Genomic DNA, 23,417 nt, shown 5'->3' with positions numbered 1-23,417 from the left:
CCCATTAGCTTCACATACCGGCGACCAGGCCGGGCAACCTCCCCGACCTGCCGAACACTCCCACACCGGCGCAAACCTGCCGACTAGGCTGGTGGCATTGACCGCCGACCCGGAAGAGGCCACCGAAGTGCGCGAGTTCAGCGTTCCCGCAACATTCGAAATCGCCGAGGACGACAACGTCGTCGCTGCCGTGTTCGACCATGAGCGCAACGACCCGGACTACGTCATCTACCAGCGCCTGATCGACGGCCAGTGGCACGACGTCACCGCGGCGCAGGCCGCCGAGTTGATCCGCTCGGCAGCGCGCGGCCTGATCGCCCAGGGTGTGCAGCCCGGTGACCGGGTGGCCATCCTGAGTGCGACCCGGTTCGAGTGGGCCATCCTGGACCTGGCCATCCTGGCGACCGGCGCGCTGACCGTGCCGATCTACGAGACCTCCTCGGCCGAGCAGGTCGCCTGGGTGCTGTCGGACTCCGGTGCGGTGGCGCTGTTCGTGGAGAACGACGCGCACGCTGCCATCGCCGCGCAGCTGGCCGATCAGCTGCCCGAGTTGCGCCGGGTGTTCCACATCGACACCGCAGGCCCGGCCGCGCTCGACGAGCTGGCCGAGGCCGGCGCATCGGTGGATCCCAGCGAGGTGGACCAGCGGGTGGCCGGCATCCGGTCGGCCGACGCGGCCACCCTGATCTACACCTCGGGCACCACCGGCCGGCCCAAGGGCTGCCAGTTGACCCATTCCAATCTGCTCTACGAGATCAAGGGCGCCGCCGACTGCGTGCCCAGCCTGCTCACCGAGGGGCAGCGCATGCTGGTGTTCCTGCCGCTGGCCCATGTGCTGGCCCGGGCGATCACGCTGGCGGCCTTCCACAACAAGGTCACGGTCGGGTTCACCAGCGACATCAAGAACCTGGTGCCGATGTTCTCGGTGTTCAAGCCAACCATCGTGGTGTCGGTGCCACGGGTGTTCGAGAAGGTCTACAACACCGCCGAGCAGAACGCCAGCAACGACGGCAAGGGCAAGATCTTCGCGCTCGCGGCCAAGACCGCGATCGACTACAGCGAGGCGCTGGATCACGGCGGACCCGGCCTGCTGCTGCGGCTGCGGCACGCGCTGTTCGACAAGCTGGTGTACCACAAGCTGCGTGCGGCACTCGGCGGAGACTGCCGGGCCTCGATCTCCGGCGGTGCGCCGCTGGGCGCCCGGCTGTGCCACTTCTACCGCGGCGTCGGGCTGACCATCTACGAGGGCTACGGACTGACCGAGACCAGCGCCGCGATCACGGTCAACCGGATGGACAACATGAAGGTAGGCACTGTCGGAACCCTGTTGCCCGGCAACAAGTTACGCATCGCCGAGGACGGCGAACTGCTGGTTGCCGGCGGTGTGGTGTTCAACGGCTACTGGCGCAACGAGGAAGCCACCGCCGAAGCCCTGACCGACGGCTGGTTCCACACCGGTGACCTCGGCACCGTCGACGACGAGGGGTTCGTGCAGATCGTCGGCCGCAAGAAGGAGATCATCGTGACCGCCGGCGGCAAGAACGTCGCGCCCGCGGTGCTCGAAGACCCGCTGCGGGCGCACCCGCTGATCAGCCAGGCGCTGGTGGTCGGCGACGCGCAGCCGTTCATCGGTGCGTTGATCACCATCGACCCGGAGGCCTTCGAGGGCTGGAAGGAACGCAACGGCAAGCGTGCTGACGCCGCGGTGGCCGACCTGGTGCAGGATTCCGACCTGCTCGCCGAGGTGGAGCACGCGGTCAAGGAGGCCAACCAGCACGTGTCCAACGCCGAGGCGATCCGCAAGTTCCGGATCCTCGGGGTGGACTTCACCGAGGACACCGGTGAGCTGACGCCGACCATGAAGCTCAAGCGCAAGGTGGTCGTGGAGAAGTTCACCGACGAGATCGACGCGATCTACGCAAAGGGCTAGCGCGGCCTCAGCCGGCGAGCAGAGCCGCCATCCGCTGCGCCAGCACATCCTGGCGCCACTGCGCCAGCACCCACTGCCGGCCCGCAGCGCCCATCGCGGCGGCGCGCTCCGGATCTTCCAGCAGCCCGGCCACGGCGTCGGCGATCGCGGCGACGTCTCGGCCGTCGACCACGTGCCCGGTTTCGCCTTCGCGCACGGTCTCGGGCGCTCCCCCGGAATCGCCGGCCACCACCGGGATCCCGGTGGACGAGGCCTCCAGGAACACGATGCCCAACCCTTCGACGTCCAGCCCGCCGCCCCGGGTACGGCACGGCATCGCGAACACGTCGCCGAGTGCGTAGTGCGCGGCCAGCTCGTCGAACGGTACGCCCGCGGTGAAGGTGACGTGTTCGGTGACCCGGTGCTGGTCGGCCAGCTTGCGCAGCTGGTCCAGATGCGGTCCACCACCGACGATCACCAGCGCGGCATCAGGTACCCGGGCGCGGATGGCCGGCAGCGCGGCGATCAGCTTGTCCTGCCCCTTGCGCGGCACCAGGCGGGACACGCACACCACGGTCGGGCGCTCGCCGAGGCGGTAGCGCTGGCGCAGTTCGGCGCGGGCAGCCGGGTCCGGCGCGAACCGGTCGGTGTCGACCCCCGGCGGCAGGTGTTCCAATGCGGCGTGCGGCCCGAACGCCGAAGCGAACCGGTTGCAGGTGTACTGGCTGACGTAGGTGATCACGTCGGCGCCGTCGCCGATCCGGCGCAACGCCGACCGGGCCACCGGCAGCATCGACCAGCCCACCTCGTGGCCGTGCGTGCTGGCCACGATCCGGCGCGCACCGGCCGCCCGGGCCCGCGGCCCCAGCAACGCCAGCGGTGCGGCCGCACCGAACCACACCGTCTCGATGCCGTGTTCGACGATCAGGGCCCGCATCCGCGACTCCACCGACGGCACCGGCAGCATCAACTTGCCCGGATGCCGCACCACCCGGTAGCCGGCGGCCGCGTCGTAGTCCGCGGCACCCTTCCAGGCCGGCGCGTAGACGGTCAGCTCGTGGCCGCCCGGCGCGGCGATCCGCCCGGCCAGTTCGGCCAGATACGACTGGATCCCACCGCGCCGGGGCGGAAAGTCGTTGGTCACCAGCAGCACCCGGGTCATCGAGTGCCGAGCCTAACGGGTGTCAGCCGGCCAGCCAGCGCCGCCACTCGGCCAGCAGCAGCTCCGGTGTGCTGCCGGTGGCGTCGGCCAGCGCCTCGGGCAGCGGCACCGGGTTGGCGCCGGCCGACTCGACGTAGAGCGCGTGCAGCGCATCCTCGCCGTAGCGGTCGGCGATGAACCGGGCGAACCACCAGGCCCGGTCGTAGGCCTGCGACAGCGCGGCGCCGGTGGTATCGAAATCGGCGTCGTCGGGCAACGCAGCCGGCAGCGTCGCGGCCGGCGGGCGCGGCTGCTCGGGCCGGGCCAGGTAATCGGCCACCGCCTCGGTGATCCAGCGCGGCGCCTGCGGGTGGGTCTGCGCGCGGGCCGCGTAGTGGAACAGCTCATGGGTCAGGACCAGTTCCAATGCCGCATCGCTCATCTCGGAAGCCTTGGGCGCCAACACGATCCGTTGCCCTTCGGCGGTTCGGCGGCTGATGTCGACGGAGTCGGCGACGGCTACCGCGGCCATCTGCGGCGCGGCGCCCGGCGCGGCGGTGGCGAACTGGTCCGGCGTGTCGGTGGCCACGATGACGATCTCGCGCGGCCAGTCGGTGCCCCAGAACGCCTCGACGCGGTCGGTGGCGCCGGTCAGCATGCCCGCCACCCGGTTCAACACCGGATCGGTGGCTTGCCCGCCCATGCTCAGCAACGTCACGCTGCGGTCGGCGCCGACCCGCAGTTCGGGCCTGACGGCCGTGCCGGAGGTGTCGAGAGCGGTGGGTGTCGTGGGGATCTGCCCGGTGCCCGGCGGGAACGCCAGGGTCAGTGCGCCGCCCACGGCCAGCGCACCACACACCGCGGCCAGGGCGAGCCGACGGCGAGTCCGGCCAGCGACAGAGCCGAGCGTGTCAGTACCGACGCGCGTTGTAGAACGGTCCGGCACCATCGAGCGGCACCACCTTGACCGGCACACCGTAGGTGGACGCGTGCACCACCATGCCGTCGCCGATGTAGATGCTCGAGTGCGAGGCATCCGAGTAGTGCTGGATGACGTCACCGGGCTGCAGTTGATCCCGGGAGACCGGGGTGCCACCGCGGCCCAGCGCCTGGCTGGAGTGCGGCAACGAGATACCGGCCTGCTGGTAGGCCCACATCACCAGGCCCGAGCAGTCGAATGCGTTGGGGCCGGAACCGCCCCAGGAGTACGGCGAACCGACCCGGGTCAGCGCGGCCTGCACCACCACGTTGCCGACGCCGGAACCCGGGGCCAGTTCGGGGGCTGCCACGTCACCGGGCGGGATGGCCGCGGCGGGATCCGGTGCGGCCAGGATCTCCGGACCGGGCGCGGTCTCGGCCGGAGCCTCGGGCCCGGGGGCCGCCGGCGGCACCGGAACCGGGTGCGGCGCAGCCAGTGCCACCCGCTGATCCGGCGTCAACGCCTCGTACTGCGCCTTGACCACGGCGATCTTGACCTGCAATTGACTCTGCTTGGCCTGCAGGTCGGCGCGTACGGCCGCGGCCTGCTCGGCGGCTGCCTTGGCCTCGGCGGCCGACTTGGCCGACGCCTCCTCGGCGGTGCGAGCGCTCGTGCTGGCCTCGCGGAAGTTGCCCAGCTGCTCGGACATCTGGGTCGCCATCACGCGCTGCACGGCCAGCTTGTCGATCAGGTGCTGCGGCGACTTGGCGGTCAGCAGCGCGCTGAAGCCGTCGGTGCGACCACCCATGTACATCGAGATCGCGACCTTGTTGACCTTGCTCTGGAACTTTGCCAGCTGCACCTGCGCGGCCTCCGCGGCAGCCAGGTCGGCGGCGTGCTGCTGCTCGGCGGCCTGCTGCTCGGCCAGCTTGTTGGTCAGGTCGATCTGCGCGCTGTGCACCGCTTCGGTAGTTTGCTCGGCCTCGCGGGACAGCTCCTGCAGTTTGTGCAGCGCGTCGTCGGCGGGATCGGCCTGCGCCGCCGGTACCAGCAGTCCGCCGACCAGGGTGAAGCCGGCCAGAACGCCAAGAGCCATCCGCTTGAGGGAGCGCTTTTGACCGCGAGCATGTACGTGCTTGGCGTCGAACCTCAAGATTGCGTTCCTTACAAACTGCCTTCGGCGCGCAGCGAGAGCGTCGGCGCCGAACCGCCTTAGGTCTCAAATAGGTTACGAAACGGCATCGGCGTTGTCCAACAGAAGACCCAAATTTATCAGCCCGGATGCCAAACCGCTCGCCCGGCGCGCGCATTGCGGCCCCTCAATCCGGGGCATTCGGGCCCGCCCACGGCGTCGGTCAGCCGGGCGCCGGCGTCGGTCAGGCCACCCCCGGACGCGGCCGCCGGTGCACCGGCACCAGCCGCAGCCGCGGCGCCAAGCCCACCTCCGCCAGCGCCTCCAACGCGGCCCGTTCATCGGCCAGCAACGTCTCCGGCACTCCCAGCAGCACGCTGACCACACAATCTCGGCAGCCTGGTCCGCGGACAGCACAGTCATCGCAGTCGATGACGACGGGTTCGTCGGGGTCACGGTCAGCCATCGACCCGTCCCCCGGCTCCGGTGCTCGCACCATGTCGTCGATCCTTTCGTTGCACGACACGCCTGGTCAGGCGCTGCGCTCGCGACGCTAGGCCAGGCCACCGACAAGTTCGGCGGGCGCGAGCCGATCCGGCCGTGACACGGCCCTGTGACAGCTGAGTCGGAAGTGGCGAAAGCGATGTTTGTCACCGGGGTGCCCTAGCGTCTGCGGCGTGGGTGAGCCCCTGGGAGCGCAACTGAGCTTCGCCGACGTCGACGCGGCCGCCGAGTTGCCGCTGGCCCGCACCACCTTCGTGGTGGTCGACCTGGAGACCACCGGTGGGCGCGCCCGGCCCGCCGAGCCGGGCGGGCCCCGGGACGCGATCACCGAGATCGGGGCGGTCAAGGTGTGCGGCGGCGAGGTGCTCGGCGAGTTTGCCACCCTGGTCGACCCGGGCCGCCCGATCCCACCCCAGATCGTCTCGCTGACCGGCATCACCACCGCGATGGTGCACGACGCACCTCAAATCAACGCCGTGCTGCCGATGTTCCTGGAGTTCGCCAGGGGTGCGGTGTGGGTGGCCCACAACGCCGGTTTCGACATGGCTTTCCTGCGCGCGGCCGCCGCCGAATGCGACCTCGCCTGGCCGCGGCCGCCGGTGTTGTGCACGGTGAAGCTGGCCCGCCGGGTGCTGACCCGCGACGAGGCGCCCAGCGTGGCGCTGGGCGCGTTGGCCCGCACGCTGCGGATCGCCGGCCGGCCCACGCACCGGGCGCTGGACGACGCCCGCGCCACCGTCGACGTGCTGCACGCGTTGCTCGAGCGGGTCGGCAACCAGGGCGTGCACACCTACGCCGACCTGCGCGCACACCTTCCGAACGTCACACCGGCGCAGCGCCGCAAACGCGGTCTGGCGCAAGCGTTGCCGCACCGGCCGGGGGTCTATTTGTTCCGTGGTCCAGACGACCAGGTGCTCTACGTCGGAACCGCCGTCGACCTGCGCCGTCGGGTGGGTCAGTACTTCACCGGGGCGGATCCGCGCGGCCGGATCAAGGAGATGGTGGCGCTCGCGGAGCGGGTCGAGCACGTCGAATGCGCGCACGCACTGGAAGCCGGGGTGCGCGAACTGCGGCTGCTGGCCGCGCACGCCCCGCCGTACAACCGGCGCTCCCGCTTCCCGCACCGGTGGTGGTGGGTGACGCTGTCCGACGAGCCGTTCCCCCGGTTCAAGGTGGTGCGCTCGCCCGGCCACGACCGGGTGCTGGGTCCGTTCCGGGCGCGCGCCGACGCCGCCGCCACCGCGACGCTGCTGGCCGAGTTCACCGGTGTGCGCACCTGCACCACCCGGCTGGGCGCCCGCGGCCGGCACGGGCCGGCCTGCCCGCAGCGCGAGGTGGCCGGCTGCCCGGCCGCCCGTGATGTGTCGGCCACCGAATACGCCGCGGCGGTGCAGCGCGCGGCCGACCTGATCGCCGGCGCCGACGCCACCGCACTGGCCGGGCCGGTCGCCAAGGTCGGCGCACTGGCCGGGCGTGGGCTCTACGAGAGCGCGGCGCGGCTGCGTGACCACACCGCCACCGCAGTCGAGACCATCTGGCGCGGCCAGCGGCTCAAGGCACTGGCCGACGTCACCGAGCTGGTGGCGGCCCAGCCGGACGGACAGGGCGGCTGGCACCTGGCGATGCTGCGGCACGGCCGACTGGCCGCGGCCGGCAACGCCGCGCGCGGGGTGCCACCGATGCCGGTGGTGGCCGCGCTGCGCAGCGCGGCTCAGGTGGTGTTGCCGCAGGCCGCGCCAGCCGGGGGTGCGTTGATCGAGGAGACCGGTCTGCTGGTGCGCTGGTTGGCCACCGCGGGCACCCGGATCGTGACGGTCGACGAGGACAGCCCGCCCTGGTGCACGCCGGTGCACGCGGCCGGCAAGTTCGGCAGCTGGCTGGGCACCGCACGTTCGGCGCAGCTGGCTGCGGCCCAATGGGATCGCGCGGCAACCTTCCCGGACGCCGCGGACATCACGCCCGAGCCGTCCGTCCCGACCCCGCGGGGCCGGCTCAGAGCTTCTGGGTGAACTGCACCCAGCGGGCCAGCAGCTGTGCTGCCGCCCCGGAGTCGATCGCCTCGGCGGCCCGCGCCAGGCCGGACTCCCAGGACGGCAGCCAGTCCGCCGAGCTGGACAACCCGGCATGCGCGACCATCGCGCCGGCCGCGTTGAGCACGACGGCGTCGCGCACCGCGCCCTTGGCCCCACCGAACACCGCACGCGCCTCGGCGGCGTTACTGGCGGCGTCACCGCCGATCAGCTCGGAGAGCTGCGCGCGCGGGAACCCGAAACCGGCCGGGTCGAAGGTGAGCCGGTCGATGGTGCCGGCCTGCACCCGCCAGATCGTCGACGTCGTGGTGGTGGTCAGCTCGTCGAGGCCGTCGTCCCCGTGCACCACCAGCACACTGCAGCGGCGGGCCGCGAACACCCCGGCCATCACCTCGGCGAGGTCACCGAACGCACAGCCGATCAGCCCGGCGCGCGGCATCGCCGGATTGGTCAGCGGTCCGAGCAGGTTGAACACCGTCGGGACGCCGATCTCGCGGCGGGCCACGCCGGCATGCCGGTAGGAGGGATGGAACTGCGGCGCAAAGCAGAACCCGATGCCGAGCTCCTGCAGGCAGCGTGCGACGTCCTCGGGGCCGAGGTCGATCCGCACGCCGAGCGCCTCGAGTGTGTCGGCGCCACCGGACAGCGACGACGCCGCCCGGTTGCCGTGCTTGATCACCGGGACCCCGGCGGCCGCGCACACGATCGAGGCCATCGTGGACAGGTTGACGGTGTTGGCGCCGTCACCGCCGGTACCCACCACGTCGACGGTGTCGGTGCCGATCACCTCCGGCGGCATCTTGCGGGCGTGCGCCAGCATGGTGTCGGCCAACTCACTGACTTCGGCAGCCGTCGGCCGCTTCATCTTCATGCTCACCCCGAACGCGGCGATCTGGGCCGGCGAGGCTGCCCCGGTCATGATCTGGTCCATCGCCCAACCGGCTTCGCCGGGTCCCAGGTCATGGCCCTCGGTGAGCTGACCGAGCACCCCACGCCAGGAGGGGGCCGGCCCCGACACGCCGGAGGGACGGTGGGCGGGTTGCGATGAAGAACGGGTCACGGCCCGATATTCGCACGTCGGGACGTCAATTCCCAACGCGGCCCGCTCCCGGAACGACCTAAATGCATCCCCGGGTGGAGTTCGACAACTACAAAGCGTCATACTTCTACCTGTGACGAGCGCTGTAGGTACTTCGGGAACTGCAATCACGTCGCGCGTACATTCGCTGAACAGGCCAAATATGGTCAGTGTCGGCACCATCGTGTGGCTATCCAGTGAGCTGATGTTCTTCGCTGGATTGTTCGCGATGTACTTCACCGCGCGCGCCCAAGCGGACGGCGATTGGCCGCCGCCGCCCACCGAGTTGAATCTCGCGTTGGCGGTGCCGGTGACGCTGGTGCTGATTGCCTCATCGTTCACCTGCCAGCTCGGCGTGTTCGCAGCCGAGCGCGGTGACGTGTTCGGGCTGCGCCGCTGGTATCTGCTGACGCTGGCGATGGGCACGTTCTTCGTGCTCGGCCAGGGCTACGAGTACCTGCACCTGGTGGAGCACGGCACCACCATCCCGGGCAGCGCCTACGGCACGGTGTTCTACATGACCACCGGGTTCCACGGCCTGCACGTGATCGGCGGTCTGATCGCCTTCGTGCTGCTCCTCGCTCGCACCACCATGAGTAAGTTCACCCCGGCACAGGCCACCGCAGCGATCGTCGTGTCCTATTACTGGCACTTCGTCGACATCGTGTGGATTGCACTGTTCGCCGTCATCTACTTCGTCCGCTAGCAAGTGACCGTGATGAACAGGAGTGCTCGGTTGAAGATCACGCGGCTGACCGGATCGGTCAGCGACGACCGGTCCCGACGGCGCTGGCGGCGCCGGGCCACAGGTGGCCTATTGCTGATGATGGCATTGGCCATGGCCGGTGGCATGGCGGCGCTACTGACTCCCACACCTCAGGTGGCCGTGGCCGACGAGGCCAGTTCGGCGATGCTGCGGCAAGGCCAAGAGCTCTACGAGACCTCTTGTGTCACCTGCCACGGCGTCAACCTGCAGGGCGTGGCGGACCGTGGCCCCAGCCTGATCGGTGTCGGCGAGGCCGCGGTCTACTTCCAGGTCTCCACCGGCCGGATGCCCGCAATGAGCCTGAACGCCCAGGCGCCGGCCAAGCCGCCGAACTTCACCGCGGAACAGACCGACGCCCTGGGTGCCTACGTCCAGGCGCACGGCGGCGGTCCGGTGGTCCCGCGCGACGGCGACCACATCGCGACCGAGTCGCTGACCAACGGCAACGTCGCGCGCGGCGGTGACCTGTTCCGGCTGAACTGCGCGTCCTGCCACAACTTCACCGGTAAGGGCGGCGCGCTGTCCTCCGGTAAGTGGGCTCCCGACCTCGGCGACAGCGAACCCGCGGTGATCTACACCGCGATGCTGACCGGCCCGCAGAACATGCCGAAGTTCTCCGACCGGCAGCTCTCCCCCGAAGAGAAGGCCGACATCGTCAGCTACGTGCGGCACGCTGCGGAGTCCCGCAGCCCCGGTGGCTACGGCCTGGGTGGCTTCGGGCCGACCTCTGAGGGCATGTTCATCTGGATCGGCGCCATGGTGATCATGATCGGAATCACGATGTGGATCGGGGCACGTTCATGAGCAACGACAACCGCACCAACCCCACCGACGAGCAGCTCGCCGCGATGTCGCGCGAGGAACTGCTGGCGCTCGGCGGCGAGCTCGACGGCGTCGACATCGTCTTCAAGGAACAGCGGTGGCCGGTCGAGGGCACCAAGGCCGAGAAGCGCGCCGAGCGCGCGGTGGCCCGCTGGTTGATGCTCGGCGGTTTCCTCGGTCTGGCGCTGCTGGTGGTCTTCATCTTCTGGCCGTGGGAGTTCGACCCGGACAGCTGGTGGTACAACCTGGCCACCCCGATGTACGGCCTGACCTTCGGCGGTTCGATCCTGTGCATCGGCATCGGCGCGGTGCTCTTCCAGAAGAAGTTCATCCCGGAGGAGATCACCATCCAGGAGCGCCACGACGGCGCCTCCCCGGAGCTGCACCGCAAGACCATCGCGGCCAACCTGACCGACGCGCTCGAAGGCTCGACCATCAAGCGCCGCAAGATGATCGGCGCCTCGCTGGGCCTGGGCATGGGTGCCTTCGGATTGGGCACGCTGGTCGCGTTCGCCGGCGGCATGATCAAGAACCCGTGGAAGCCCGTGGTGGAGACCGCCGAGGGTAAGAAGGCCGTGCTGTGGACCTCGGGGTGGACCCCGCGCTACCACGGCGAGACCATCTACCTGGCCCGTGCCACCGGTGACAGCCACGCCCCGTTCGTCAAGATGCGGGCCGAGGACCTCGACGCCGGCGGCATGGAGACCGTCTTCCCGTGGCGGGAATCCGACGGCGACGGCACCACCGTCGAGTCGCACCACAAGCTGTCCCAGATCCACATGGGTGTGCGCAACCCGGTGATGTTGATCCGGATCAAGCCGCAGGACCTACCCAAGGTGGTCAAGCGCAAGGGTCAGGAGAGCTTCAACTTCGGTGACCTGTTCGCCTACACCAAGGTCTGCTCGCACCTGGGCTGCCCGTCGTCGCTGTACGAGCAGCAGACCTACCGCATTCTGTGCCCCTGCCATCAGTCGCAGTTCGACGCGCTTGCCTACGCCAAGCCGATCTTCGGCCCGGCGGCCCGCGCGTTGGCACAGTTGCCCATCACGATCGATCAAGATGGCTTCTTGGTCGCCAACGGCGACTTCATCGAACCCGTCGGACCGGCCTTCTGGGAGCGCAAGTCATGAGTTCGAAAATCGGAGACCGTCTGGCCAAACAGGGTGATGCGATCGATTCGCGCTATCACCCGTCGGCGGCGGTGCGGCGCGGCATCCTGAACAAGGTCTTCCCGACGCACTGGTCGTTCCTGCTCGGCGAGATCGCGCTGTACAGCTTCATCATCCTGTTGATCACCGGCGTGTACCTGACGCTGTTCTTCGACCCGTCGATGGCTCACGTCACCTACGACGGCGTGTACCAGCCGCTGCGGGGCATCGAGATGTCGAAGGCCTACGCGTCGACCCTGGACATCAGCTTCGAGGTGCGCGGCGGTCTGTTCGTCCGGCAGGTTCACCACTGGGCGGCGCTGCTGTTCGCCGCGTCGATCATGGTGCACCTGGCCCGCATCTTCTTCACCGGTGCGTTCCGGCGCCCGCGTGAGGCCAACTGGATCATCGGCACGCTGCTGCTGATCCTGGCGATGTTCGAGGGCTACTTCGGTTACTCGCTGCCGGACGACCTGCTCTCCGGTATCGGCCTGCGCGCCGCGATGAGCTCGATCACCCTGGGCATGCCGGTGATCGGTAGCTGGCTGCACTGGGCGCTGTTCGCCGGCGACTTCCCGTGCGGCGGCGTCGGCAACAACTGCCTGGCGCCGGGTGCCGGCATCATCATCCCGCGGATGTACGCGCTGCACATCCTGCTAATCCCGGCCATCATCCTGGCGCTGATCGGTGCCCACATGGCGCTGGTGTGGTTCCAGAAGCACACCCAGTTCCCCGGCCCGGGCCGGACCGAGACCAACGTCGTCGGCGTCCGCGTGATGCCGGTGTTCGCGGTCAAATCGGGTGCGTTCTTCGCGCTGACCGCCGGTGTGCTGGGTCTGATGGGTGGTCTGCTGCAGATCAACCCGGTGTGGGAACTGGGGCCCTACAAGCCATCTCAGATTTCGGCAGGTAGCCAGCCGGACTTCTACATGATGTGGACCGAAGGCATGGCCCGGGTCATGCCGGCCTGGGAGCTCTACCCATTCGGGCACACCATTCCCGCGGTGATCTGGGTGGCGCTGGCCATGGGTGCGATCTTCATCCTGCTGGGCGCGTGGCCGTTCCTGGAGAAGAAGTTCACCGGCGACAACGCCCACCACAACCTGCTGCAGCGGCCCCGGGACGCTCCGGTCCGGACCGCCATCGGCGCGGCGGCGATCTCGTTCTACATGATCCTGACGCTGTCGGCGATGAACGACGTGATCGCCTGGAAGTTCCACATCTCGCTGAACGCGACGACCTGGATCGGCCGGATCGGCATGCTGGTGCTGCCCCCGATCGTCTGGTTCATCACCTACCGCTGGGCCGTGGCGCTGCAGCGTAGTGACCGCGAGGTGCTCGAGCACGGCATCGAGACCGGCATCATCAAGCGGCTGCCGCACGGTGCCTACATCGAGCTGCACCAGCCGATCGGACCGGTCGACGAGCACGGCCACCCGATCCCGCTGGACTACCAGGGCGCTCCGCTGCCGAAGAAGATGAACAAGCTCGGTTCGGCCGGCGCCCCCGGTGTGGGCAGCTTCCTCACCGCGGATCCGCCGGAGCAGGCCGACGCCATCAACGAGGCGGCGCACGCCTCCGAGCAGCGTGCCCTGACCGCGCTGCGGGAGTACCAGGAGACCGAGATCGACACCGGCAACGGCCAGCAGCACTAGTCGATCTCCGCGAGCGGACGAGGCCGTCACCCCCACCGGGTGACGGCCTCGCTGCTGTATCGGGCCGGTTTGTGCCGTGAACCGTGAATTGTGTACGCCCGCACTCGCGATATGCGTACACAATTCACGGTTCACGACCGATATCCGCCCTAGCGGCCACCGCTACCCCATTGACCGCGCCGGTTACCTACGACGAGCACCTGACCGGCCTCAGCCCGAGCACCTGACCGGCCTCAGCCCGAGCGCCTGGCCGCCTCAGTCCGAGCTCCTAACCGGCCTCAGCCCGAGATCTGGGCCACCGACGGCAGCCCCGAGCTAGCCGGCCGAATCCCTATCGGCGTTGTCCAGCGTCGCCCGCAGCCGGTGGAAGTAGAACCCGGGAATCGCGATCATCGCGCCGGCGAACACCGCACCCAGCGCATACAAGCCCCAGGACCAGCCGTCGTGTCCGACCGCCATCAGCTGGGTCGCGACCGCCACCGACGCCATCGCCAGCCCGGCCGCGGTCAGCACGCCCACCCCGCAGCGCAGCCACATCCGGTCCAGCTCTTCGGCCGAGATCACCGCGCTGGAATAACGTGCCGGCGTCGGCCCGGGATATCCGGGCGGGTCGCTTTCGCTGCCCCGCAGCGCGGAGCGCACCGGTCCGGGTTTGCGCCCGGATTCGCCCGGTTCGGCCCGCCGCGCGCGCAGCAGCAGCGGGATGGCCAGCGCGATCACCAGCGCCGAGATCCCCATCACCACGTACAGCACCCACGGGGTTCCGCCGCCGTCCTCGCCGTCGATGGCTGCGCTGTGCGCGCTGCCCAGATCGACCAGCGCCACCCCGGCGGCCACCGACAACCCGAGCACCAGCAGCCACACCACCGCGCACGCCGCGATCAGCGCCCGGTCGACGGCCTCGGGTGATTTGAGCAGCTGCTCGAACCGGTTCTCCATCTCCACGCTCGACGCCCGCATCAGCAGCTGGTCTGCGCGGCGTTGCTGGTGTTGGCGGACAACACCTGACCGTCGCTGGTCGTGATCGAACAATTGAGCCTGCTGAAACCGAACAAGCTGGATGCCTGCACCGAACCTACCTCCGACTGGGAAATCGGGGTCACCGTGAGCGACCACGGAATGTACACGTTGCGTTGGGTGCGACGACGCCCGTTGGCGTCGACGTAGGTGACCGAGATGATGTCCCCGGGCGACTTGCTGCCGGTCACCGAGTAGGTGACCTGACGCGGTCCCGAGCGGGTGGTGGGCGCCGGCGTCGGCTCGGCGGCGGGCTCCTCCGGGGCCGGCTCCGGAGCCGGTTCGGGTTCCGGCGCCGGTGCGGGCGCGGGCGGCGGCGCCGGCGAGGTCACCGTCACGGTCTCCGGCGGCGGCGGGGGCGGCGGTTCCGTGGTCGGCGGTGGCGGCGGGGGCGGTTCTTCGGTGGTCGTCGGCGTGGTCGTGGTCGGGAACTCGTCCTGTACCGGCGGCACCGACGTCGTCGTGGTCACCGGCGTCGCCAGCTGATCGGTGTCGGTCTGGGTGACCAGCAAAGAAACCGACACCACCAGCGCGATCGCGGCGATGATCGCGGTGATGCCCACCACCCACGGCCAGCGCGGCGGACGCTCGTCCTCCGCGGTGCCGTAGGCGTCGTAGTCGTAGAGCTCGAGGTCGGCCGGCACGTACGGCGCGCTCTGGAACTGCTCGGATTCCGGGGCCGAGTAGGCCTGGGACGGGAAGCCTTCGGATACCGCCTCGGTCGAATCGAGGTCACCGGCGGCGTCGGCAGCGTCCATCGCATCCGGATCGTCGTCGGACTCCGGTCCCGGGGGATTCGGCCCGCTCATCCTCGTCTGTCCTTCTCGACTAGATCACCGTAACGAGCACGCGCCTGTCGTGCCCCGGCAACACTACCCAACGTGGCTGGCCGAACCGGCACGACGGGACCGTGGCGCGCCGAGTCGCGCCGTGATCGTGACCTTGGACGATGCCGGACCCGCAGCTGCGATCAGTGCTTCTCGGGCCCGAGGTAGTACTCGAAGACCAGGCCGGCGACCGCGCAGATGATCATCACGATGCCCGAGACGAACAGCCACGGATGCCACAGCGCCAGGCCGACCGCGGTGACCGAGGCGGCCAGCGCGATCACGATCGGCCACCAGCTGTGCGGCGCGTAGAAGCCCAGTTCGCCTGCGCCGTCGCTGATCTCGGCGTCCTCGTAGTCCTCCGGGCGGGTGTCCAGGCGGCGCGCGACGAACCGGAAGAAGGTGCCGATGATCAACGACAGACCACCAGACAGCACCAGCGCGGTGGTGCCTGCCCACTCGATGCCGCCGACCGCGAACAGATGGGTCAGCACGCCGTAGGCGATCGCGGCGACCGCGAAGAACGCGGTCAGGATCTCGAACAGCCGGGCTTCGATATGCATGTCTTAACCCCTACCTGGTCGCCGTGCGGCGGGTCTCGAACGGTTTGGTCGTGGTGGCCAGCGGCTCTTCACCGATCGCCTTGAGGGCTTCAGCGTTGGTCATGCCGTCCGCGCCCTGCCGGAACTCGATGTAGCGCTGGAACAGCACCGGGTTCACCACCCGGACCTCGAAGTTCATCATGGCGTGGTAGGTGCCGCACATCTCCGCGCACCGGCCGACGAAGGCGCCGCTGCTCTGGCCCTCGGGCAGCTGGATCTCGCTGACCTGGAAGACGTTCTTGGAGTGGTTGGCCTCCGGGTCCGGCATCACGTCACGCTTGAACAGGAACTCCGGCACCCAGAACGAGTGGATCACGTCGGACGAGGCCAGCACGAAGCGGACCGGCTTGCCCTCCGGCAACACCAGCACCGGGATCTCCTCGCTGGTGCCCAGCGTCTCGATCTCGTTGTAGTTCAGGTACGAGCGGTCCTCGGGGTCCTTGCCGTGGATGGCACCGCGCTGCTCCTTGCCGTGCTCGTCGACGCCCTCGGGCGCCGACACCATGGCGGCCTTGCGCTCTTCGTCGAGGCCCTCGTAGCTGAACGACCCGTCGGCGTAGTTCACCGACTGGTAGCCGAACTTCCAGTTCCACTGGAACGCGGTGACATCGATGACGACCTCGGGATCCGTCTCGAGGCTCTCGATCTTCTCCTGCACCACCACGGTGAAGTAGAACAGCACCGAGATGATCAGGAACGGGATCACCGTCAGCGCCAGCTCCAGCGGCATGTTGTAGCCGAACTGACGCGGCAGCTCGGTGTCGGTGTCCTTCTTGCGGTGGAACATGGTGGTCCAGAACAGCAGCACGTAGACGATGCCGCCGACCACGAAGGCCGCGACCACCGAGTAGATCCACAGGTCGTAGTTGGCGTGCGCCTCCGGGGTGATGCCCTTGGGCCAACCCAGGCCGATGACATCCTTCCAGCTGCAGCCGCTCATCGTGACGGCCAGCGCGCCCAACATGGCCGCCAAAGCGACCTTGCTGGTCCAACGCGAACGGCCCTTCGAATCGGCCCCGGTCAAGGCCAGCCCGCGGCTTTTCACGTCGGCGCCTCCTGTATGTGTTGCCCTGCACGAATCCACTGCGCGCACGCGGCGCGAATCGAATACTACGCAGCGTAGACCACGCCCTCACACCAAGCTCGACACACCTCCCGATCCGAGGCCCGCGTCGCGGTGTTTCAGCCGCCCTCGGCGGGTGTTTGGGCGGCTCCGGCCGCGCTCGACAGGCCCGCGAGCACGCCGGACGCGCCCGGCACCGCGTCGGTGGCATACTTTGGCCCGATGTGCGGACTGCTTGCGCTGGTGTGTGACCCGGACCGGTCCGTCACCGCAGAACTCGTCGAATCCGTCGCCGGTGCCTCGCACCTGATGCGCCACCGCGGCCCGGATGAGCCCGGCACCTGGTCGGATGAGCTGGCGGTGCTGGGCTTCAACCGGCTCTCGATCATCGACATCGCGCACAGCCACCAGCCGCTGCGCTGGGGCCCGCCGGACGCACCGGACCGCTACGTGCTGGTGTTCAACGGTGAGATCTACAACTACCTGGAACTGCGTGACGAGCTGACCAGCCAGTTCGGTGCCGTCTTCCACACCGAAGGCGACAGCGAGGCGATCGTCGCGGCCTACCACCACTGGGGCGCCGACGCGCTGAACAAGCTGCGCGGCATGTTCGCGTTCGTGATCTGGGACACCGCCACCCGGCAGATGTTCGCCGCCCGCGACCCGTTCGGCATCAAACCGCTGTACCTGGCCACCGGCGCGCACGGCAGCGTGCTGGGCAGCGAGAAGAAATGTCTGATGGACCTGGCCGAACAGGTCGGTTTCGACACTTCGATCGACGAGCGCGCTGTGCAGCACTACACCGTGCTGCAGTACGTCCCGGAGCCGGAAACCCTGCACAACGGGGTGCGCCGGCTGGAATCGGGCTGCTACGCCCGGATCGCCCCCGGCCAGCCGCCGGAGATCACCCGCTACTTCACACCGCAGTTCAAGGCGGTGGCCTTCCGCGCCGGCGCCGAACAAGCCCGCTACGACGAGATCACCGCGGTGCTCGAGGATTCGGTGGCCAAGCACATGCGCGCCGACGTGACCGTGGGCGCGTTCTTGTCCGGCGGCATCGACTCGACCGCGATCGCCGCACTCGCGATCCGGCACAACCCGCGGCTGATCACCTTCACCACGGGTTTCGAGCGGGAAGGCTTCTCCGAGGTCGACGTTGCGGTCGCCTCGGCCGAGGCGATCGGCGCCCGGCACGTCACCAAGGTGGTCAGCCAGGCCGAGTTCGTCGACGCGCTACCCGAGATCGTCTGGTATCTCGACGAACCGGTGGCCGACCCGGCTCTGGTCCCGCTGTTCTTCATCGCCCGCGAGGCCCGCAAGCACGTCAAGGTGGTGTTGTCCGGGGAGGGCGCCGACGAGTTGTTCGGCGGCTACACCATCTACCGCGAACCGGTCTCGCTGCGGGCGTTCGACTACCTGCCCAAGCGCTTGCGCCGCACGGTCGGCAAGATGTCGGGCCCGCTGCCGGAAGGCATGCGCGGCAAGAGCCTGCTGCACCGCGGTTCGCTCACCCTGGAGCAGCGCTACTACGGCAACGCCCGCAGCTTCAACGACGCGCAGCTGCGCGCGGTGCTGCCCGGCTTCCGGGCCGACTGGACGCACACCGACGTCACCGGGCCGATCTACGCCGAATCGGTCGGCTGGGATCCGGTGGCCCGGATGCAGCACATCGACCTGTTCACCTGGTTGCGCGGTGACATCTTGGTCAAGGCGGACAAGATGACCATGGCCAACTCGCTGGAATTGCGGGTGCCGTTCCTGGATCCCGAGGTGTTCGCGGTGGCTTCCCGGCTGCCGCTGGAGCAGAAGATCACCCGCACCACCACCAAGTACGCGCTCCGCCGGGCACTGGAGTCGGTGGTACCCGGCCATGTGCTGCACCGCGCCAAGCTGGGCTTCCCGGTGCCGATCCGGCACTGGCTGCGGTCCGGTGAGCTGTTGGACTGGGCCCAGCAGATGATCGACGACTCGCAGGCCGACGCGTTGATCGACCGGGCCGCGGTACGTCAGATGCTCGAGCAGCACCGCACCGGCGCGGTGGACCACAGCCGGCGGCTGTGGACCGTGCTGATCTTCATGCTGTGGCACGCGATCTTCATCGAGCAGACCATCACACCGCAGATCAGCGAGCCGACCTACCCGGTCGAGCTCTAGGCGAGCGCGGTGCCGATCTCGCGGGCCGCCTCGACGCCGTAGGCGCCTTCGAGGCGGACCAGGCCCGCGTCCCGGTCCCAGGTCCACTGCTGGGTGCCGTTGGTCTCCAGCACCAGCACGGCCACCAACGAACCCAGCTGCGCGCTGCGCTCCAGGTTCAGGCCCGCGCTGCGCCCGGTCAGGAAGCCGGCCCGGAAGGCGTCGCCGACGCCGGTCGGGTCCACCTGCGCGGTCTCGGGGACGACGCCGACGTGGATGGTGCTGCCGTCCGGTTCGACGATGTTGACGCCGTCGGCGCCCAAGGTGGTGATCCGCAGCCCGATCTGGGCCATCACCTCGGCTTCGGTCAGCCCCGACTTGCTCAGCAGCAGGTCCCACTCGTAGTCGTTGGTGAACAGGATCGCCGCGCCGGAGATCAGCCGCTTGATCTCGTCACCGGACAGCCGGGCCAACTGCTGGGACGGGTCGGCGGCGAACGCCAGACCCAGTTTCCGGCACTCCTCGGTGTGCACGAACATCGCCTCGGGGTCGTTGGCGCCGATGATCACCAGTTCCGGGGCGCCGTCGGCGGCCACCACGTCGGCCAGTGAGATGTTGCGGGCCTCCGACATCGCGCCCGGGTAGAACGACGCGATCTGCGCCATGTCCTGGTCGGTGGTGCAGACGAAACGCGCGGTGTGCGCGGTCGTGGACTGCAGCACGTGCCGGCAGTTCACCCCGGCCGCCTCCAACCACTGCCGGTAGTCGGCGAAATCGGTTCCGGCCGCCCCGATCAGCGTCGCGTCACCGCCGAGCACGCCGATCGCGTAGGCCATGTTGCCGGCCACGCCACCGCGGTGCACCACCAGGTCGTCGACCAGGAAGCTCAGCGACACCTTCTGCAGGTGCTCGGCCAGCAACTGTTCGGAGAAGCGGCTGGGGAACCGCATCAGGTGGTCGGTAGCGATGGAACCGGTTACCGCAATCGTCACGAAAGGCCTCATCCGTTGTTCGTAAGCTTGGCTGGCGAAACACTACCCAAGGCTGACGACCCCGCTGTGCCGCCCCCGCGTGCGCTAACCTGCGTAACAGACGTCAGCCGAGGCGGCGCGGGTACGGTGCAATGGTGCAAAACCGTTAGCAGCCATGGCCTGACAGTCATCCGTCGGTGTTCATGATTCGCTCGACGACCGGGAGAGGAACCATGGCCGGGCCCAATCCGCCGCACCACGGCCTCGAAGGCAGCGGTCCGGTCGAGGGCACGGCTGCCGAGCCGGTTCCGTTCGACCCGGTCCCCTACCCGTTCGACGCCGAAACCACCGGGCCGCTGCCGAAAGTGGACTACCACCGCCGCTCCCGGGTCCGGATCGTGGCGATCGCGCTGGCAACCGTGGCGGTGGTCGCCGCCATCGTGACCGCGACCGCGCTGGCGATGCGTGGCGAAGAGGGTACGAGCACCGCGCTCACCTTGGATGCCGCGAGTGCGCAATCGTCGATCCAGAGCTACCTGGACGCGCTGGCCGATGCCGATCTGCAGGTCATCTCACGCAATGTGCTGTGCGGGCTCTACGACGGGGTGCGCGACCGGCGCGCCGACGACGCCCTGGCCGCGATGTCCAGCGACGCCTTCCAGAAGCAGTGGGTGCGCGCCGAGGTCACCTCGATCGACCAGATGGTGTTCTCCGCGCCGAACAGCGTTCAGGTGCTGTTCACCATGGACATCACCCCGGTCGGTTCGGCTGCCACACCGACCCAGCGCCAAGGTGTGGCGCAGTTGCTCGCGCACGACGGCGAGATCCTGGTCTGCTCCTACGTGATGCGGACCGTAGGCACGTTTTGACCCGACGACGGTTCGTCGTCGGGTCAAAGCCGGTGCGTCAGTTGAACGAGTCGCCGCAGGCGCACGAACCCGTGGCGTTCGGGTTGTCGATCGTGAAGCCCTGCTTCTCGATGGTGTCGACGAAGTCGATGACCGCGCCTTGCACGTAGGGCGCGCTCATCCGGTCGACGGTCAGGTTGACGCCGCCGAACTCGGCGGTCAGGTCACCGTCGAGCGAACGGTCATCGAAGTACAGGTTGTAGCGCAGGCCGGCGCAGCCGCCCGGCTGCACGGCGATCCGCAGAGCCAGGTCGTCGCGGCCCTCCTGGTCGAGCAACGACTTGGCCTTCTCGGCCGCCGCGTCGCTCAGGGTCACGCCGTGCGTGGTGGTGGCCGACTCGTCCTGAACAGTCATTGCCTCTCCCTTTGATAGCCATTCGGGGGTGCCTCACGGTGGGAAACACCCACGCCAATCAACGGTACCTCTAATCGGCGCTATTCCCGAAGTGACAGTCCCACCTCGGCCGCCACCTGCCGCGCCAAACCGGTCAGCGCCGCCTCCGCGTCGTCGATGGCGCGCTGCACCGATCCGGTGAGTTCGGCCAGCGAGTGCGCAGCGGCGATCCCGGCAGCCCGGCAGGCCTGCCGGTCCAGCTGCACCTGGCCGGCCAGCACCAGCACCGGTGTACCGCGCGGCTGCGCCCCGCGGGCCAGCGCGCTGACCACCTTGCCGTGCAGTGACTGGTCGTCGAAGCGGCCCTCACCGGTGATGATGAGGTCCGCTGCAGCGATGTCGTCGGCCAGCCCGGTGTGTCGGGCGACGACGTCGGCGCCGGATTCGCGGTGCGCGCCCAGCGCCAGCAGCGCGGCGCCGATCCCGCCGGCCGCGCCGGCTCCGGGTTGCGCACTGACCGCCGTCGCGGCGAATTCATCCAGCTCAGCACCCCATTCGGCGAGCCGCCGTTCGAGCCGCGCCACGGTGTCGGCGTCGGCGCCCTTCTGCGGACCGAACACCCGGGCCGCGCCCATCGGGCCCAGCAGCGGGTGCTCGACGTCGGATGCCGCGATCAGCCCTACCGGCGCCAGCGCCGCTCGGGCGGCGGCCAGCCCACCGAGCGCGGCGACCAGGCCCCGACCGCCGTCGGTGCAGGCGCTGCCGCCCAGACCCACCACGATGCGCCTCGCGCCGACCCGCAGCGCGGCCGCGATCAACTCCCCCACCCCGCGGCTGTGCGCGGCCAGCGCCGTCGTCGTGCTGGGCGGGCCACCCAGCAGCGACAGCCCGCAGGCATGGGCCGCCTCCAGATAGGCCGTCGCGGTGACCGGATCGAACACCCAGCGCGCGGTCACCGTGCGCTGCAGCGGCCCGGACACCGCGGTGTGGTGAAACTCACCGAGCCGGGACGCCAGCACCTCGACGAATCCGGGTCCGCCGTCGGACTGTGGCGCCAGGGTCAGCCGGTCGCCCGGACGCACCGCGCGCCAACCCGCGGCGATCGCCCGCGCGGCCTGCACCGCGGTCAGGCTGTCGCCAAAGCAGTCCGGCGCGATCAGCACCTGCAGGTCGGCCATCCGTGCAGCGTACGGCCGGGCCCGCCGGGGCGCAGCGGCCGCGACCGACACCGGTAACCTGGCAGCGTGAAGTTGCTGGGCCGCAAGGGCGGAGATTCAGAGAAGGAACCCGCCGAAGACGTACAGGACGTGCCGTCGCAGGCGATCGACGAGCCGGGCCCGAAGGCCACCGCGCCGAAGGGCCGGCCCACCCCCAAGCGTGATCAGGGCCGCCGCGGACCGGTGGCGCCGGCGCCGATGACGGCCGCCGAGGCGCGCGCCCGACGCAAGGCCATGAAGGGTCCGAAGCTCAGCCGCGAGGAGCGCAAGGCCGCCAGCGCCGAGCGCAGGGCGCGGATGGCCGAGAGCCGCGAACGCATGATGGCCGGCGACGAGAAGTACCTGACCGACCGCGACCGGGGCCCGGTGCGCCGCTATGTGCGGGACTGGGTGGACTCCCGCCGATTCCTGCTCGGGCTGTTCATCCCGGTCGCATTCCTGCTGATCCTGGTCAGCTTCTCGACACCGCAGCTGCAGCTCTACTTCTCCCCGGCCATGCTGATCATGATGCTGTTCATGATCGGCGACGGGATCGTGGTGGGCCGCCGGGCCAACAAGGCCGTCGACCTGAAGTTCGGAGAGCACAGCGAAGGCCGGCTGCGGCTGGGCTTCTACGCCGCCATGCGGGCCTCGCAGCTGCGCCGGATGCGCGCACCGCGCCCGCAGGTCAAACCCGGCGACAGCATCGACTGACGCAGCGATGCGCACCTTGGTGCTCGGCGGCATCCGGTCGGGCAAGTCTGGCTGGGCCGAGGACGCGGTCACCCGCGCGGCGGGCGCGACCCCGGTGCGCTACATCGCGACCGGACGCGGTGGGCAGGACGCCGATTTCGCGGCCCGGATCGCCGCGCACCGCGGCCGTCGTCCGCAGCATTGGCAGACCGTCGAGACCGTCGAGGTCGCTGCCGCGCTGCGCGACGCCGCCGTCCCCACCCTGGTCGACGACGTCGGCAACTGGCTGGTCGCCGCCATGGACCGCGCCGACGGCTGGTCCGGCGGTGAGGTGCGCGACGAGGTCGACGAGTTGGCCGCGGCCGTCACGGCTTTCGCCGCCCCGCTGGTGCTGGTCAGCCCGGAGGTCGGGTTGACCGTGGTGCCGGCCACCGCGTCCGGCCGCCAGTTCGCCGACCAGTTGGGCTGGTGCAACCAACGCCTGGCCGCGGTGTGCGACGAGGTGGTGTTGGTGGTGGCCGGAATCCCGGTGCCGGTCAAGACGGGTGGGTCGGCGTGAGCGAGTTCAC

General features: G+C 69.4%; 22 protein-coding genes. 10 read left to right on the top strand and 12 right to left on the bottom strand.

From position 1 onward, the window contains the following. Positions 1-127 precede the first annotated feature (127 nt). Positions 128-1,930 carry an AMP-dependent synthetase/ligase gene (locus AC5Y3P_RS05490; protein ID WP_500044988.1) on the top strand — a complete coding sequence of 601 codons (1,803 nt, stop codon included), beginning with the start codon at positions 128-130 and terminating at the stop codon, positions 1,928-1,930. Positions 1,931-1,937: 7 nt separating this feature from the next. On the opposite strand, the gene AC5Y3P_RS05485 is transcribed toward AC5Y3P_RS05490, so the two are convergent. The 4 genes from AC5Y3P_RS05485 to AC5Y3P_RS05470 all read right to left on the bottom strand — a co-directional run bounded on the left by AC5Y3P_RS05485 (position 1,938) and on the right by AC5Y3P_RS05470 (position 5,600). Continuing rightward, positions 1,938-3,071 (bottom strand): glycosyltransferase family 4 protein, encoded by a 1,134-nt coding sequence (locus AC5Y3P_RS05485; protein WP_500044878.1) that lies wholly within the window; start codon positions 3,069-3,071, stop codon positions 1,938-1,940. Between the two features lie 22 nt (positions 3,072-3,093). Beyond that, positions 3,094-3,909, bottom strand: coding sequence for a hypothetical protein (locus AC5Y3P_RS05480; protein WP_500044877.1), 816 nt, complete (start codon positions 3,907-3,909; stop codon positions 3,094-3,096). Positions 3,910-3,961: 52 nt separating this feature from the next. Then, positions 3,962-5,122, bottom strand: a complete 1,161-nt coding sequence (ripC, locus tag AC5Y3P_RS05475) for a peptidoglycan hydrolase RipC (protein WP_500044876.1) — start codon at positions 5,120-5,122, stop codon at positions 3,962-3,964. Between the two features lie 223 nt (positions 5,123-5,345). After that, entirely contained in the window at positions 5,346-5,600 is a 255-nt protein-coding gene (locus AC5Y3P_RS05470; RefSeq protein ID WP_500044875.1) for a hypothetical protein, read from the bottom strand. Positions 5,601-5,778: 178 nt separating this feature from the next. On the opposite strand from AC5Y3P_RS05470, the gene AC5Y3P_RS05465 reads away from it, so the two are divergent. Continuing rightward, positions 5,779-7,614 (top strand): DEDD exonuclease domain-containing protein, encoded by a 1,836-nt coding sequence (locus AC5Y3P_RS05465; protein WP_500044874.1) that lies wholly within the window; start codon positions 5,779-5,781, stop codon positions 7,612-7,614. Here the strand turns inward: AC5Y3P_RS05465 and trpD are convergent. Then, positions 7,598-8,695, bottom strand: coding sequence for an anthranilate phosphoribosyltransferase (gene trpD, locus AC5Y3P_RS05460; protein WP_500044873.1), 1,098 nt, complete (start codon positions 8,693-8,695; stop codon positions 7,598-7,600). The genes AC5Y3P_RS05465 and trpD overlap by 17 nt on opposite strands. A 112-nt stretch (positions 8,696-8,807) precedes the next feature. On the opposite strand from trpD, the gene ctaE reads away from it, so the two are divergent. Genes ctaE through qcrB form a run of 4 tightly spaced genes read left to right on the top strand, consistent with a single transcriptional unit; the run spans position 8,808 to position 13,104 of the window. Further along, positions 8,808-9,419 (top strand): aa3-type cytochrome oxidase subunit III, encoded by a 612-nt coding sequence (gene ctaE / locus AC5Y3P_RS05455; protein WP_500044872.1) that lies wholly within the window; start codon positions 8,808-8,810, stop codon positions 9,417-9,419. Positions 9,420-9,431: 12 nt separating this feature from the next. Then, complete coding sequence (qcrC, locus tag AC5Y3P_RS05450; RefSeq protein WP_500044871.1) at positions 9,432-10,283, top strand: cytochrome bc1 complex diheme cytochrome c subunit; 852 nt, start codon at positions 9,432-9,434, stop codon at positions 10,281-10,283. Then, positions 10,280-11,431, top strand: a complete 1,152-nt coding sequence (gene qcrA, locus AC5Y3P_RS05445; RefSeq protein ID WP_500044870.1) for a cytochrome bc1 complex Rieske iron-sulfur subunit — start codon at positions 10,280-10,282, stop codon at positions 11,429-11,431. Before qcrC ends, qcrA begins: the two co-directional genes overlap by 4 nt. Next, positions 11,428-13,104, top strand: a complete 1,677-nt coding sequence (gene qcrB / locus AC5Y3P_RS05440) for a cytochrome bc1 complex cytochrome b subunit (RefSeq protein ID WP_500044869.1) — start codon at positions 11,428-11,430, stop codon at positions 13,102-13,104. The genes qcrA and qcrB overlap by 4 nt, the downstream gene beginning before the upstream one ends. A gap of 315 nt (positions 13,105-13,419) precedes the next feature. On the opposite strand, the gene AC5Y3P_RS05435 is transcribed toward qcrB, so the two are convergent. The 4 genes from AC5Y3P_RS05435 to ctaC all read right to left on the bottom strand — a co-directional run bounded on the left by AC5Y3P_RS05435 (position 13,420) and on the right by ctaC (position 16,595). Next, entirely contained in the window at positions 13,420-14,064 is a 645-nt protein-coding gene (locus AC5Y3P_RS05435; protein WP_500044868.1) for a DUF2561 family protein, read from the bottom strand. Then, the gene (locus tag AC5Y3P_RS05430; protein ID WP_500044867.1) at positions 14,064-14,930 is read right to left on the bottom strand and encodes an MmpS family transport accessory protein; all 867 of its coding nucleotides are present in this window, start codon (positions 14,928-14,930) and stop codon (positions 14,064-14,066) included. Before AC5Y3P_RS05430 ends, AC5Y3P_RS05435 begins: the two co-directional genes overlap by 1 nt. Before the next feature lie 161 nt (positions 14,931-15,091). Then, positions 15,092-15,511 (bottom strand): cytochrome c oxidase subunit 4, encoded by a 420-nt coding sequence (locus AC5Y3P_RS05425; protein WP_500044866.1) that lies wholly within the window; start codon positions 15,509-15,511, stop codon positions 15,092-15,094. 10 nt (positions 15,512-15,521) lie between these two features. Beyond that, positions 15,522-16,595 carry an aa3-type cytochrome oxidase subunit II gene (gene ctaC, locus AC5Y3P_RS05420; RefSeq protein WP_500044865.1) on the bottom strand — a complete coding sequence of 358 codons (1,074 nt, stop codon included), beginning with the start codon at positions 16,593-16,595 and terminating at the stop codon, positions 15,522-15,524. 240 nt (positions 16,596-16,835) lie between these two features. Between ctaC and asnB the strand changes: the two genes are divergently transcribed. Further along, positions 16,836-18,767 carry an asparagine synthase (glutamine-hydrolyzing) gene (gene asnB / locus AC5Y3P_RS05415; protein ID WP_500044864.1) on the top strand — a complete coding sequence of 644 codons (1,932 nt, stop codon included), beginning with the start codon at positions 16,836-16,838 and terminating at the stop codon, positions 18,765-18,767. On the opposite strand, the gene AC5Y3P_RS05410 is transcribed toward asnB, so the two are convergent. Next, positions 18,764-19,738, bottom strand: a complete 975-nt coding sequence (locus AC5Y3P_RS05410) for a carbohydrate kinase family protein (protein ID WP_500044863.1) — start codon at positions 19,736-19,738, stop codon at positions 18,764-18,766. The genes asnB and AC5Y3P_RS05410 overlap by 4 nt on opposite strands. Positions 19,739-19,950: 212 nt before the next feature. Between AC5Y3P_RS05410 and AC5Y3P_RS05405 the strand changes: the two genes are divergently transcribed. Continuing rightward, on the top strand, positions 19,951-20,586 hold the full coding sequence (locus AC5Y3P_RS05405) for an Rv0361 family membrane protein (protein ID WP_500044862.1): 636 nt from the start codon (positions 19,951-19,953) through the stop codon (positions 20,584-20,586). Positions 20,587-20,623: 37 nt separating this feature from the next. Here AC5Y3P_RS05405 and AC5Y3P_RS05400 read toward each other — a convergent pair whose 3' ends face one another. Next, entirely contained in the window at positions 20,624-20,980 is a 357-nt protein-coding gene (locus tag AC5Y3P_RS05400; RefSeq protein ID WP_500044861.1) for a HesB/IscA family protein, read from the bottom strand. Positions 20,981-21,060: 80 nt separating this feature from the next. Beyond that, the gene (locus AC5Y3P_RS05395; protein WP_500044860.1) at positions 21,061-22,137 is read right to left on the bottom strand and encodes a glycerate kinase family protein; all 1,077 of its coding nucleotides are present in this window, start codon (positions 22,135-22,137) and stop codon (positions 21,061-21,063) included. A 66-nt stretch (positions 22,138-22,203) separates the two neighbouring features. On the opposite strand from AC5Y3P_RS05395, the gene AC5Y3P_RS05390 reads away from it, so the two are divergent. Then, positions 22,204-22,869 carry a DUF3043 domain-containing protein gene (locus AC5Y3P_RS05390; protein WP_500044859.1) on the top strand — a complete coding sequence of 222 codons (666 nt, stop codon included), beginning with the start codon at positions 22,204-22,206 and terminating at the stop codon, positions 22,867-22,869. Between the two features lie 7 nt (positions 22,870-22,876). Further along, positions 22,877-23,407 (top strand): bifunctional adenosylcobinamide kinase/adenosylcobinamide-phosphate guanylyltransferase, encoded by a 531-nt coding sequence (locus AC5Y3P_RS05385; RefSeq protein WP_500044858.1) that lies wholly within the window; start codon positions 22,877-22,879, stop codon positions 23,405-23,407. The last annotated feature ends 10 nt before the right edge of the window (positions 23,408-23,417 follow it).

The sequence above is a fragment of the Mycobacterium sp. NGS45 genome (genome assembly GCF_059812645.1).
Note: the sequence above shows the minus strand (reverse complement) of the source record. Positions and strands in the feature narration are given on the sequence as shown.

Bases quoted from the DNA above. Each gene is read 5' to 3' on its own strand.
- qcrB (WP_500044869.1), top strand. From the start codon at position 11,428: ATGAGTTCGAAAATCGGAGACCGTCTGGCCAAACAGGGTGATGCGATC.
- AC5Y3P_RS05470 (WP_500044875.1), bottom strand. From the start codon at position 5,600: ATGGTGCGAGCACCGGAGCCGGGGGACGGGTCGATGGCTGACCGTGAC.
- AC5Y3P_RS05395 (WP_500044860.1), bottom strand. From the start codon at position 22,137: ATGGCCGACCTGCAGGTGCTGATCGCGCCGGACTGCTTTGGCGACAGC.
- AC5Y3P_RS05385 (WP_500044858.1), top strand. From the start codon at position 22,877: ATGCGCACCTTGGTGCTCGGCGGCATCCGGTCGGGCAAGTCTGGCTGG.
- qcrC (WP_500044871.1), top strand. From the start codon at position 9,432: ATGAACAGGAGTGCTCGGTTGAAGATCACGCGGCTGACCGGATCGGTC.
- AC5Y3P_RS05400 (WP_500044861.1), bottom strand. From the start codon at position 20,980: ATGACTGTTCAGGACGAGTCGGCCACCACCACGCACGGCGTGACCCTG.
- AC5Y3P_RS05435 (WP_500044868.1), bottom strand. From the start codon at position 14,064: ATGCGGGCGTCGAGCGTGGAGATGGAGAACCGGTTCGAGCAGCTGCTC.
- AC5Y3P_RS05405 (WP_500044862.1), top strand. From the start codon at position 19,951: ATGGCCGGGCCCAATCCGCCGCACCACGGCCTCGAAGGCAGCGGTCCG.
- AC5Y3P_RS05485 (WP_500044878.1), bottom strand. From the start codon at position 3,071: ATGACCCGGGTGCTGCTGGTGACCAACGACTTTCCGCCCCGGCGCGGT.
- AC5Y3P_RS05430 (WP_500044867.1), bottom strand. From the start codon at position 14,930: ATGAGCGGGCCGAATCCCCCGGGACCGGAGTCCGACGACGATCCGGAT.
- AC5Y3P_RS05425 (WP_500044866.1), bottom strand. From the start codon at position 15,511: ATGCATATCGAAGCCCGGCTGTTCGAGATCCTGACCGCGTTCTTCGCG.
- asnB (WP_500044864.1), top strand. From the start codon at position 16,836: ATGTGCGGACTGCTTGCGCTGGTGTGTGACCCGGACCGGTCCGTCACC.
- qcrA (WP_500044870.1), top strand. From the start codon at position 10,280: ATGAGCAACGACAACCGCACCAACCCCACCGACGAGCAGCTCGCCGCG.